We start from the raw sequence: 12184 nt of genomic DNA on the forward strand, positions 1-12184 counted from the left end.
AAATTTCGATATGCTTCATGCAAGACTGATAAAAATAGCATGGAGTATAGAAAAAAATGATCGTTCGACGCGCAACAGAAGCAGACCTTCATCCACTTGCTGTTTTATTTGATGAATATCGCCAATTTTATGGCACCTCTTCTAATCTTGATATCTCATATAAATTTCTAAGACAACGTTTTGAAAATAATGAAAGCGTAATTTTTATTTGCTTAAAAGATGATGTGATTACTGGGTTTATCTTACTGTATTTGGGCTTTTCATCTGTGGCTTGTTCAACTTACTATATTTTAGATGATGTCTATGTCAGCCCTGTATATCGTCGTCAAGGTTCAGCTAAACAATTGATCGATACCGCTGTTCTCTTTGCACAACATGAAGGTGCGCTTCGAATCAGCCTCGAAACTCAAAAAAATAACTATCACTCGCATCAGCTCTATGAATCGATGGGCTTCATTAAAGATGATGAATTTCAAACCTATCATTACTTTATTCGTTAATGCCTTGCTCGACGTTAAATACACAATCAACGCATATTAGAAACGCATCTTTAAATCAATAATTAGCAGACATATTTAGGGGCTTTAATACCGCACATTCATCCTTTGAATAATGAAGTATCAAAGCCCAGTACACATTACTATGCAGTGATATTTTCACGAAATTTCGATTGTTCAATTTGCACTGTATTTAAATAGATCCACTCACCCTCAGCGAGATCATCAAGCTTTAATTGTCCAATTTGAGCACGATGTAAAGTTTCAACTTTATTGCCGACAGCCGCCAACATCCGCTTCACTTGATGATATACCCCTTGATGGACAGTCATTTGTAATTGCTGTGAAGCCAATAGCTGTACATCGGTTGCAGCGAAGATGCCTTTTTCGTTTCGCAGCTCCACGCCTTGTTGCAATTGTTGCATTTGCTCAGGCGTCACAGGATCTGCGGTATGCATTGAATATACTTTGGCAACATGCTTTTTAGGGTGTGTCAGCGCTTGTAGATATTGACCATCATCCGTGAGCAGCAACAGTCCAGTGGTGTCTTGATCCAGTCGCCCGACGCATTGCAGACCACGATTTAACAGCACATCATCAAATAATTCAAAAACACTGAAATGATGAGTTGCCTGATGCGAACATTCATAACCTTGGGGTTTATTTAACGCGATGTAAACATGCTCACGATAGGTATAGTCCTGTCCATGCACACTGTAAGTTAAATCATTCAAGTCCAGTTTTTGCTTTGGATTATCTACAATCTCACCGTGTATTTCGACCGCACCATTTTTAATCAACTGTTGGCAATATTTACGCGAACCAAAACCTTGTGATTGCAGCATTTTTTCCAAAAACATAGAACAACCTAATAAACACCATATATTGCTATTTTATACTGAACAACGAGCCAACTTGCAGGAAAAATAGCGGAAATGATCTTGAACGCCAGTTTTTAATGTTTCTGCGCTACACTATTGATTATTTATTGAAGTTTCTCACGAATATCCTATGTCTCAGTTGGATTTAAATCTGATCGTGTTATTGGTGTTATTGGCTTGTGGCATCTTTAGCCACAATACAGCAATCACCATAGCAGCAGGTGTCTTGATTGTTTTCCGCATCACGCCTTTAAGTGAATTTTTCCCCTATCTGCAACAATATGGCTTAAACATTGGCATTATTATTTTAACCATTGGGGTACTCACGCCGATCGCTAGCGGAAAAATTCCTGGTGATTCGATTTTAAAATCCTTTTTAAGTTGGAAATCCCTCGTCGCAATCGCCATTGGCATCTTTGTCGCATGGCTAGGCGGACGTGGTGTCAAACTGATGTCAAATCAGCCAGATGTGGTTGCCGGGCTATTGATTGGGACAGTCGCAGGTGTTGCGATGCTGCGCGGTGTACCTGTCGGCCCACTCATTGCAGCAGGCATCTTGTCGCTACTGATTGGGATTAAACAATAAGGCTGTTGCTGACATAGCGGTTTAACAAAATTTTAATTTGAGCCATGCTGCATTTGAAATAAACGTCGACTAAGCATGATTCCAACGAATGATAATGCTGACATCAAGATCCCCGCCCAAAACCACGCTCCAGTTTGTGAAACCACAGTGGCAATCACAGGTGGCAGAACAAATTGTGATATGGCAGAGCATTGTAAAATCATGCCGACCGTCGTACTAATTGCCGCAGGATAAGGTGCAAAATGTAGTGCTTGCGCAAAAACCGTCGCAGCAACTAAGCCTCCAAAAAGCGAAAAACTAAACACCGTTAAATATTGCAGTAAAAACGGTAACGCATCTTTAGAGAGATAAAACCCTAAGGAGCAAATGATCAAAACAGCAAAACCCAGTTGGACTAAAGTTTTAGCTTGAAAACCACGCTGTAATAACAGTCCGCAACCCCATGTGCCCACAGCATTCGCAACGGCAACACTGGCTGTTAAAGCACCCGCCAGCTCTGCTGAAATTTGATTTTGCGCATAAATCATCGGTAAGAAGCCCACCAATGCAAACCACTGCCCTGCATATGTCCCCAAAATGAGCGCCAAAAGCCATGCTGCAGGATGTTTCAAAGTATCTCTAATGAGACCAATAATAGGTGTTGTATTCAGTGCCACATTAGGCTGAGGAATAAACATGGCGATACAGAGTAGTAATGTTGCAGTAATCATAGCGAAACTGAGCCAAACCACACTCCAACCATATTGAGCAATTAGAAATGGCGCAACCAATAAGGCTATGCCCATACCTCCGCCCATATAAGCACTCCACAGTCCCATCTTTGCGCTGATGTGCTGTAGCGGTACAAGCTGACGGATAAATGCAGGCCCTGTGAGTGTCACCAATAAGAAGCCAAATCCTTCTATGACACGCAGTAGCAACAAGACATCAAAGCTTTGTGCAAAGCTCCCCCATGCACTTGCTATCGTCAATAGACTTAAGCCCAATAAGATACACAGTTTAAATCCAATTTTTTGGATATAACTACCAATCAACAATGCAAAGCACATTCCTGCACCCTGTACTAGTGAGAGCAATAAACCAGACTGAATAAAGCTAATGCCGAGTTGCTGTTGTAATACAGGTATTGCGGGCGGTAGTTTCCCGATATGCATTGCAGCAATAAAACCTGCCGCAATAATGAATAAATCTTTTGACATCCCTTTCATTGAATTGTCATGCTCTTTTCGCCATGCAATAGTGCACAGCTTAACAATTCAAAATATTATTTTGAGTCAAAAAACAAATGACCTTAGATGATTTTTCAATTATTTAATCATCTTGCACCGTCACATGCTAAGCGCACTTTGATTTAAATTAAACAACGATACTTAGTCATGTCATCTGCAATTGTTTGAGACAACACGTATTCCCATCAAAAATGTTTTTTCTGATACTTTCAATAATTTGGCGGTAGTGAAGGAATTCACCTGCATAACAATTAGTGAATTATTTAAGCAGTGAGTTATTTAATATTTACTTGTTTCCGTTCACGCTTATTGGCGTACATTTTCAAATCAGCCATTTCGACCAATTGATCGATGGATTCGGCATCCTCTGGAAATAAAGCCATGCCAATACTGGCACCAATTTTCAAGCTCATTTGCTCGAATGCAAATGGCAGTCCGCAACTTTCTGCGATTCGATTCATCGCCGTTTGCGCACGCTCTAAGTTGGCAATATTGGTTAAAATCACAGCAAATTCATCACCGCCCAAGCGTGCAACCAAGTCATCTTGACGCGTTTCACGCAAAATACGCTGCGCGATTTCTTTCAGTGCAGCATCCCCAATGCGATGTCCAAACTGATCATTAATCGGCTTCAGACCATCCATATCAATCATCAAGATACCCAGTACTTTTTTCTGCGCGCGAGCTTTTTCTATCCCTTGGCGTAAAAAGTCGACAAACAAAGCCCGATTGGCTAAGCCGGTTAAGCTATCTTGAGTCGCCAATTTATATAACTCTGTCGCACCGAAACGTGTTGCATGGTACATCGCCGCAGCGATCAACTCAGACATCAAACTCAATATATGCAAGTCGGCTTCCTGAAAGGCATCGACTTGGTCAGAGTAAATCTTTAAAACACCGACACCTTCATCACAATGAATCAATGGCACCACAGCCATCGAACGCAACCCGACACGTCGACATGCCACGCGATCTACCCGCGCATCTGTTTCCGAATCTTGGCAATACAGTGTTTGTTTTTGCGCTATACATAGACCCGATAAACTATTTTCAATATGAAGTCTTAGACCCAGTAAATGGCTCGCCCCGCCAGACACTGCACGATAAACCATATCACCATCTTCAGCCAACTCAACAACAGCCCCTTTTGCATGTGTAATCTGCTGCGCCTGTTCTGCGACCACGGTCATCACTGCATTTAGATCTAAACCCAGTTTGGCAATAGCTGTCTGCGTTTGAATCACAGACATGAGTTGAGTTGGTGAGGGTTCTATAGTATTCGGCATGATTGAGCTCAAACAGGTTTCAGTGTGAGATACAGCTCAATTCTAAAAATTATTCATCCACTTGTATAGCAATCTTAAAGTGATTTCTGTGCATTCATGCACTTTAGATACAACTCATTGAGATACTGCGCTTTAAAAGAAAATGCACTCAAGAAAACAACAGAGCAAGTGGAATCATCGATACATATTTCGCAGGTTGGGGAAAGTCATAATGTATGGATGACCCACGTATTTTACGACTCTCCCCCTCAATATTATTTCAAAGCGTAAATTTCACTCTGCATCCATTCTCCGCCTTCCAATTGCACATCAACAGCCACACGTTGATATTCAGCACCTTCAAATTCATCTAAAGCCGCCCAATGAGCTGCTAAGTTTTCAGAGATAAAAACATAGCCTTCAATGGCTTGACCTGCCTTCGATAAACGAATGCCCGGACTGCCCATAGCCGCACCCCAGCCTTTATGTTCTAATTCACCCCAAACCACACCTTTCTTCCACATGCCACCTATGCGTTCCATCAGGTGTGCATTGGGCTGACCTAGACGTCATGTCCCGTATACAAAAAGACTCTGAGTCATAGCTCCTCCTTAGTTGGAATAATATTGATTGCGTTTTTGTGAGAATTTGGCTAACTGTTTTAGGAAGCCTTCAAAATAGCTTTTTTCAGCCTCTTCGGTACGATAGCCTGCGTACAAGGTCCGTCTTAAACCTTCAGGTGAAACACAATCTAAACGTCGAGAGGTCACCCAACCTTTTTGTTCATATTCATTTACCACCCAATCTGGTAATGCCGCAATACCACGACCACTTGCAACCAACTGAATCAGCATCTGGGTCAAATCTGTAGTACGAACGTGTTTAGGCTGAATATTGGCCGGTAAAAATAATTTTGCCATGATATCTAAACGATGTTTATCGACCGGATAGGTAATCAGCGTTTCTTCTGCTAATTCTTGAACAGTCACATTTGTCGCACGAACCAATGGATGTGTATTGGACAATACCAAACGAGACTCATATTCAAAGATTGGGAAATATTCCACACCTTTTAAATTGATCGGATCTGCCGTAATCAGAAGATCAAACTCGCCTGTTTGTAATAGTTCATGCGGATTGGCTTCAAAGCCAGAAGCAAAGTCCAAATCTACATCAGGGTATTGCTGACGGTAGACATTCAATAACGGCATCAGCCAGTCAAAGCAACTATGACATTCAGAAGAAAAAATAATTCGGCCGGTTTGACCATGCACAATACGTGTAATGTCCGATTGCGCAATTTGAACTTGCGGCAAAATATCATCAGCAAGGCGTAGTAAACGTTGCCCAACATTCGAAAAAGTAACAGGACGTGTGCGTCGGTTCACCACCTCTACCCCATACCAATGATCTAGCTCTTTCAACTGGTGTGAAAGTGCAGAAGGCGTTAAACACAGATCATTAGATGCAGCGACCAAAGAACCGTGTTCTCTGAGTGCCAATAAGGTTTTGAGATGGCGTAATTCCAACATGATTGTTCTCAACTAAACTTGGGAGCAACTTTGCAATCGAATATTTTTCGCAAAGCATTAATGAATTATACTCACCTTATCATTATTTTATTAAGTTTTATTCATTTAAAGTTTTATTTGGAACTTTAATCACCAATTCATCGTTTTTAAGCAGATGCAAAGGATGAAAATAAACACGATGCCCTTATTAAAAAAGCCAGATTGATCAATCTGGCTTTAAATGTATGTAATCCAAAGAATGTGTTATTCCACAAATAATAAAGCCAAACGAACTTGGTCATAACCCATGCGTGGACTGGTCAACTCCACAATTGGGCGCAGCTTAACCGTGCCGTCATCATTATAATGTGCTGGGTCTTGTCGCTTCGCCAAGCGTTTATAGATTTTACGCACCTGTTCAACCACGTCTTCTCCCGGATGTGCCACCGATATATCTAAACCTTGCTCTTTTTGCAGACGAGCCAAATGGTTAATAATCGTAGCAGGTGTTAAACCACGCTCCACTGCAATATCTTGAATTTCATAACCTTCTTCAAACAATTCACGAGTTTGATCTAAAGTCGCTGTGGCAAAGCTTTGTTTCGCACCAGTTTTGGAAATTTTCTTTTCATTGCGCTCGATTTCCACTTCATTCAGCGTTCCACCACAATGACGAATAAAGGCTTTATGTTGTACGGTTAAATCAGCCTCTGCAAAATTGGTTTCCGCTTCATCAGAGAGTTCCTGAAAGCGTCGATCGGCTTTAATGGCCAAACTGTCGAGTTCTAAGGCTTGTTCATTAAAACCAAGTAAACGCAAACCATCCAATGTTTTTAAACGCGACAATGCCACATAACCCTGACCTTTCTCAAAAGTATGCGTCAAGTTAATTTCAGCCGCTGCAAGGGTCATCCCTTGAGATTTGTGAATGGTGATCGCCCAGGCCAAACGCAGTGGAATTTGTTGGAAACTGGCAATGGTTTTACCATCATCATTATCGACAGACCATGTTTCAGGTTCTACCACCAAGGTCGTGCCGTCCGTAAGTTTTACTTTAGGCAAGATGCCATATTCATCATCTTCTTCAAAACCTATCACTTCACCGAGGCTGCCATTGATATAGCCCACGTCAAAGTTGTTTTTTACAAACATCACTTTGGCATTTTTCTTTAAGGTCAAAGTTTCCGGCGCACGCACTGAAGATTTTAAGGTTTCGATCAGTTTATCATTACCATCACATTGGGCATCAAACTGGCGAGATTCTTGCTCAATTTCATTTAGATGTTTATAGTTAATACTATCTACATCCATATTATGGGTATACAAGCGCGTAAAGGTTTCACCTATATTTTGTGAACTTGTCTGCCTTAAAGCATGCAAATGATCGCCCGTAATTTGCTGAGCACGAATCGCATTTAGAATATCATTGAGATAGTCATTACCCTGACGATGTTGTTCGGTCAAATAACACACGCGAAACTTCGCTTCTACCCATGCCTCAGACATAAAGCAAAACTTGTCACGGTTTAATTCACCTTTGCGTCCCACAGGGGGTAACTGGAAGAAGTCACCTGCAACAATGACTTGAATCCCCCCAAAAGCATCTTCACTGTCTTTAAAAAATTTTAAAACTTTATTCACCAAGTTTAATTGCTTGGCATGCAACATCGAAATTTCATCGATGATTAAAACTTGGGCATTTTCCAAATGCTCTTTTAAATATTTACGTTCTTTTAAGCGCTTTAACTCATCTTCGGAAATCGCATCTTTAATCCCAATCCCTGCCCATGTATGAATTGTCATGCCATTCATATGGGTTGCAGCAATCCCTGTAGAAGCCGTAATTGCCACCGGCACTTTGCGCGCTTTCAGATAATTGATGTATTGATTTAAAGTATAAGTTTTACCTGCACCAGCCGAACCTGTTAAAAACACATTTTCGCCTGCTTTGAGCAGCTTGAGTGCAGTTTCTTGTTTCATAAGACCTATACCGTAAAAGAACGGCTATAGCCTAACGATTTTTGACTCAAAAGTTAAGCGCACAACATAGTTTACTAAATCCGTATTTTGCCAATCTTACTTTAAGCTATTGAACCTATTTAAAAATTCTTTGGCGATATTTACTTTTTCTATTTCTGCTTGGGTATTATTTGAATACTCAAGTTGATCAAAAACCAAAATGTGGTTTTGCACATGACAGCCCAAAGTCATCGATACATGCAAAATGGGATGGTACATATGAAAAGCTACATATACTCTTGCAATGATACTGGCGCTATAACTTGATGCCAAACAATGTTTAAATTGAATAGATTCATCAATAATTCGATCGATAGTTTTTAATTCTTCAAAGACCCACTCTTGAAAATATATTTTGTCTTCTGTTGTAAATGGCTGCCAGACTGTTGTCTCAAATTTACGCTTTAATTGAGATAACACTTCTTGCTTTTGTTGCTTGGCATGCCAATACACCGCCTGATGAAAGACCCCATTCCAGGTAATATTTTTAGGGACTGTATCACCTGTAGAATAAGTCGCACTGACATAATCACGCACATAGGCATCAAACACAGATACTCTTAAATTACCATGCTTTAAATAAAATAAATTTCGAAAATCCTGCAGTTGAATTTTATGTTGTCGTAAAACACTTAAAAATTGGCGATTTTCTTGGGTTTCTGGACGAATAAAATCCATCAAAGCCTGTGGTAAATGCTGCGTACAACGTAATAAATGCTGCAGATACGCCTGCATAATACGGCTCAAGGGTAGATAGACTTTTTTTATGGCCTGATCCTCCACGCCTAACACCTGTCGCATTAAAATCAACCATTCATCTAAATACAAAATCGATGGGCTGATCACTACACGATGGTCATCATGCTGCTGATATTTTCGTTGTAAAACAAACTGCAGATTTTTTTCATGATTAAACCAATCATGTTCATGCGCAATCGCATGGCAATTTTGAATATATATGCGCGCTGCAACAAATTGAAAATGTTGTAAGGTTGCAAGAATCAATATGGGATGAATATGCTGCGTATCGACGAAACTTAATGCCGTTACAGCCACTCGTACATTACTGTGTTGAAAATTACGACTCAACCAATCCAATACTTCGGCTGACTCCTTGAACATCCATCGCACTGCACGATTGTTATCGAGTAAAGGGAGTTTTCCACATTTTTTTTGCCAAATTGCTGTGGCTTGCACAAAATTACTATGGCTTAATATGTCCTGCTCTGCCCAAACATCCCGATGCATCAAACGAATAAAACCCAACAAATTGGGACGTTCATATGCATGGTCGAGCAACAAAATAATATCTTCTATATGTTCATTTAATTCTTGTAAATTGAACCGATCTTCATAACTCAAACTCATGATCCGGTAAATCGTTGGATCTAAAAATTGTGCTGTAGCAAAACAAATCTCGTCCAAACTATCCATCAAGACCTGTATCGGCAATATTTCAGCTTCTGTAAGTGAGTTGAGTGCGAACATCTGCTCAATCTTTTGCATCAACCAATGTGGTAGACAGATTTGGCATTCGATATACGTTTGTAATAGCGGTGTCTGATAAATCTGCTGCTCTTGCATCAGCTGATCAAAAATTTGCGCTTCAACTGCTGTCATCTGTGCTAAAAACTGCTGAACACGCGCTGGCCCATTTAGATGTTGAAAAATCGACTGTAAGATCAATTGTCTAAATTGCTGTGCTTTTTCTCTGAGCAAGAGTGAATGTTGCGGCTTTAGGTCGCCAGTAAAAAAATACAATTCATGAAATAAGAAATCTTCTACTACTTCAATACATGGCACGGTCGAATGCAATTCAACAATTTTGATGGGTCTAAATGGACTTCTAGGAAACTGATAGCCAATCGATTCACGACTTTGTAGCTGTAAGGTCCATAGTCCATTACACAGTTGAATGCGGTGCTGCTCTTGTTCAATTTTAAAGATATTTTGTGAATTGAGTGCTGTAGCAAGTTCCATTTGCTCTTGATAGAACTGCTTTAAACTTGGAGATATTCGAATAAGTTGCCGAGCGATATGCTCTAGCTGCGGGGTCAAGCTTTTCTTTTCCATCTTCCGCCCTAACGATCGTTGATTATTTTTCAACCTTCACTATAGTCAAAGTTTAATGCTCCGACTACTGCCATTAATCAGCCAAATAGCTGTACAAAAGGTCAATACAAAGGCGTTCAATAAAAAATCTAAAAGCTATAGTTATGACAAAATTCACCATGATTTTGAGCTGTGACGAATAAAAATGGATGAAGTTGAAGAGTAGTCACTATTATTGATCTGTAGAATGTTGTTCTGAACGGATTTTCTTAAGCTGTTCTATCGCAGTGTAAATATCTTGTTGTAGTGCCTCTCGATAACGCTTTAAATCCTCCACACTCTGAATATGACTTAAACTTTGACGGGGTAAAAATTGAAAATAGAACGGAATACGCTTGGGGATAATCCGTTTGGGTAAAGACGGAATCACATCACCATGGCGTAATAATTTATCGAGTTTTTGTATTTTTAATAGTTGTTTAAACCAACGATGTTCAACGATCACACTGGCATCAAAGCCCAGTTCAAAGACTTCATCTCCACCTAAAGCGGCAAAAGGCATAATGTCATAATTAAATTCTTGCGCCAGTTTTAAAAAGCCATAACGTTGCTTCCAGATCAGTTGATAGGCTTCCCCTTTTCGCTTCAAAACCTCTCGACCACCACCGGGAAAAACTAAAATGGAATAACCTTGTTGCATCACTGTTCTGACATAGTCCTGAATGCCTTGGACTGCACCGAACTTTTTGACCATGCCACGCCAACCGGGCAAATAAAAATGGCTATGATCAGCGATACTGACCACAGCCACTTTATGTTCATTGTAGAGATAATCAATAATTACGGGTGAATCGAATACACCATAAATTGTATGATTCCCTACATACATTGCAGGTTTTGATGCATCAATATATTCAGCGCCAAAAAAGGTCGGCGTGAAATACATGCGGGACAAAGCGCTTAAACGCTTTATCCATTTTGCATCATGTTCAACCTGCAAATGTGCTGACCTTAGGCAGCATCATGTTTTTGAACAAGTACAGAACCTACTGAGTAGCCTGCACCAAATGAGCAAAGTACGCCATATTCGCCATGGTTTACTTCATTTGCTGTACGGTGCAATGCAATAATGACACCTGCTGATGAAGTATTGGCAAATTCATCAAGAATGATTGGCACAAGGTCTGGCTGAGCATGTTCTTTGCCCACAACCAGTTTCAGAATCAATTCATTCATGCTGGCATTTGCTTGGTGTAACCAGAAGCGTTTTACATCTGTTGCCGCAATTTTGTTGTCATCCAATTGCTTGGTGATCATTTTCGCCACTAATGGACACACTTCTTTAAATACTTTACGACCGTCTTGACGGAAACGGTTGTTGTCGATGTCAGCATCGACTTCACTCATATTTAAGTAACCGAAGTTGTTACGAATGTTGTTTGAGAACTGTGTAAACAGGTCAATATCCAACACTTCAAAACCAGCTTTGATTTCAGTTTCTTCAATGATCGAAGCCGTTGCAACGTCACCAAAGATGAAGTGGCAGTCACGCATACGGAAATCTGTATGACCAGACGTGATCTCAACGTTCACCAATAACACGCGACGAGCACCTGATTTGATCGCGTCATAGGCTTGCTTAATACCAAAAGTTGCAGCTGAACATGCAACGTTCATGTCATATGCATAGCCCTGAATACCCAATGCAGTTTGGATTTCAATCGCTACAGCAGGATAAGCACGTTGAATATTTGAACAAGACAAAATCACTACATCGATGTCTTCTGCAGTCACGCCTGCATTTTCCATCGCTTGTTTAGCCGCAGCAACACCCCATTCCGCTTGTAGCGAAATTTCATCATTTGGACGTTCATGCAGCACTGGGCGTAAACGTTTTGGATCTAAAATACCGCTTTTTTCAGCAACATAACGTGCTTTCACGCCAGACGCTTTTTCGATAAATTCTGCACTTGAACCACGGCGCGCTTCTAGCTCACCGGCTTCAATTTTTTCAGCATTGTCGCTGTTGTACTGTTCCACATAAGCATTTAAAGCTTCAACTAACTCTTCGTTAGTAATTACGTCTTCTGGATGATAAAGACCTGTACCCGTAATGCGGATGCCCATGTAAAACTCCTTTTAGA

At 40.5% G+C, this 12184-nt stretch carries 11 protein-coding genes; 2 read left to right on the top strand and 9 right to left on the bottom strand.

Annotation, left to right across the window (positions count from 1 at the left end; all coding sequences use genetic code 11):
- The first annotated feature begins 56 nt into the window (after nucleotides 1–56).
- Nucleotides 57–500: a GNAT family N-acetyltransferase gene (locus FTU37_RS05580; protein WP_168378877.1), complete on the top strand. Its 444-nt coding sequence runs from the start codon at nucleotides 57–59 to the stop codon at nucleotides 498–500.
- A gap of 140 nt (nucleotides 501–640) precedes the next feature.
- Here the strand turns inward: FTU37_RS05580 and FTU37_RS05585 are convergent, their stop codons facing one another.
- A complete protein-coding gene (locus FTU37_RS05585) occupies nucleotides 641–1357 on the bottom strand; it encodes a pseudouridine synthase (protein ID WP_168378876.1) in 717 nt (238 codons plus the stop codon).
- 151 nt (nucleotides 1358–1508) lie between these two features.
- Here FTU37_RS05585 and FTU37_RS05590 point away from each other — a divergent pair, with 151 nt between their 5' ends.
- Entirely contained in the window at nucleotides 1509–1964 is a 456-nt protein-coding gene (locus FTU37_RS05590) for a DUF441 domain-containing protein (protein WP_111885075.1), read from the top strand.
- 32 nt (nucleotides 1965–1996) lie between these two features.
- Here the strand turns inward: FTU37_RS05590 and FTU37_RS05595 are convergent, their stop codons facing one another.
- The 8 genes from FTU37_RS05595 to FTU37_RS05630 form a co-directional block, all read right to left on the bottom strand.
- Nucleotides 1997–3163, bottom strand: a complete 1167-nt coding sequence (locus FTU37_RS05595; protein WP_257225228.1) for a CynX/NimT family MFS transporter — start codon at nucleotides 3161–3163, stop codon at nucleotides 1997–1999.
- 305 nt (nucleotides 3164–3468) lie between these two features.
- A complete protein-coding gene (locus FTU37_RS05600; protein WP_168378874.1) occupies nucleotides 3469–4479 on the bottom strand; it encodes a sensor domain-containing diguanylate cyclase in 1011 nt (336 codons plus the stop codon).
- A gap of 254 nt (nucleotides 4480–4733) precedes the next feature.
- Entirely contained in the window at nucleotides 4734–5000 is a 267-nt protein-coding gene (locus FTU37_RS05605; protein ID WP_252725836.1) for a gamma-glutamylcyclotransferase family protein, read from the bottom strand.
- A gap of 69 nt (nucleotides 5001–5069) precedes the next feature.
- Nucleotides 5070–5990, bottom strand: a complete 921-nt coding sequence (locus FTU37_RS05610) for a LysR family transcriptional regulator (protein ID WP_078189020.1) — start codon at nucleotides 5988–5990, stop codon at nucleotides 5070–5072.
- A 243-nt stretch (nucleotides 5991–6233) separates the two neighbouring features.
- A complete protein-coding gene (locus FTU37_RS05615; RefSeq protein ID WP_168378873.1) occupies nucleotides 6234–7949 on the bottom strand; it encodes an AAA family ATPase in 1716 nt (571 codons plus the stop codon).
- Nucleotides 7950–8045: 96 nt separating this feature from the next.
- Nucleotides 8046–10061, bottom strand: coding sequence for a hypothetical protein (locus FTU37_RS05620; RefSeq protein ID WP_180123953.1), 2016 nt, complete (start codon nucleotides 10059–10061; stop codon nucleotides 8046–8048).
- Nucleotides 10062–10272: 211 nt separating this feature from the next.
- The gene (locus tag FTU37_RS05625) at nucleotides 10273–11040 is read right to left on the bottom strand and encodes a 1-acyl-sn-glycerol-3-phosphate acyltransferase (protein ID WP_180123954.1); all 768 of its coding nucleotides are present in this window, start codon (nucleotides 11038–11040) and stop codon (nucleotides 10273–10275) included.
- An 11-nt stretch (nucleotides 11041–11051) separates the two neighbouring features.
- Entirely contained in the window at nucleotides 11052–12167 is a 1116-nt protein-coding gene (locus tag FTU37_RS05630) for a beta-ketoacyl-ACP synthase III (protein ID WP_168378870.1), read from the bottom strand.
- Between the last annotated feature and the right edge of the window lie 17 nt (nucleotides 12168–12184).

The sequence above is a fragment of the Acinetobacter sp. YH12097 genome (assembly GCF_013419225.1).
GTDB classification, from domain to species: Bacteria; Pseudomonadota; Gammaproteobacteria; order Pseudomonadales; family Moraxellaceae; genus Acinetobacter; species Acinetobacter amyesii.

What these genes read in the sequence shown, in the direction of transcription:
- FTU37_RS05605 (WP_252725836.1), bottom strand. Translation starts at nt 5,000, where the DNA reads ATGGAACGCATAGGTGGCATGTGGAAGAAAGGTGTGGTTTGGGGTGAA.
- FTU37_RS05585 (WP_168378876.1), bottom strand. Translation starts at nt 1,357, where the DNA reads ATGTTTTTGGAAAAAATGCTGCAATCACAAGGTTTTGGTTCGCGTAAA.
- FTU37_RS05580 (WP_168378877.1), top strand. Translation starts at nt 57, where the DNA reads ATGATCGTTCGACGCGCAACAGAAGCAGACCTTCATCCACTTGCTGTT.
- FTU37_RS05600 (WP_168378874.1), bottom strand. Translation starts at nt 4,479, where the DNA reads ATGCCGAATACTATAGAACCCTCACCAACTCAACTCATGTCTGTGATT.
- FTU37_RS05630 (WP_168378870.1), bottom strand. Translation starts at nt 12,167, where the DNA reads ATGGGCATCCGCATTACGGGTACAGGTCTTTATCATCCAGAAGACGTA.
- FTU37_RS05615 (WP_168378873.1), bottom strand. Translation starts at nt 7,949, where the DNA reads ATGAAACAAGAAACTGCACTCAAGCTGCTCAAAGCAGGCGAAAATGTG.
- FTU37_RS05595 (WP_257225228.1), bottom strand. Translation starts at nt 3,163, where the DNA reads ATGTCAAAAGATTTATTCATTATTGCGGCAGGTTTTATTGCTGCAATG.
- FTU37_RS05620 (WP_180123953.1), bottom strand. Translation starts at nt 10,061, where the DNA reads ATGGAAAAGAAAAGCTTGACCCCGCAGCTAGAGCATATCGCTCGGCAA.
- FTU37_RS05610 (WP_078189020.1), bottom strand. Translation starts at nt 5,990, where the DNA reads ATGTTGGAATTACGCCATCTCAAAACCTTATTGGCACTCAGAGAACAC.
- FTU37_RS05590 (WP_111885075.1), top strand. Translation starts at nt 1,509, where the DNA reads ATGTCTCAGTTGGATTTAAATCTGATCGTGTTATTGGTGTTATTGGCT.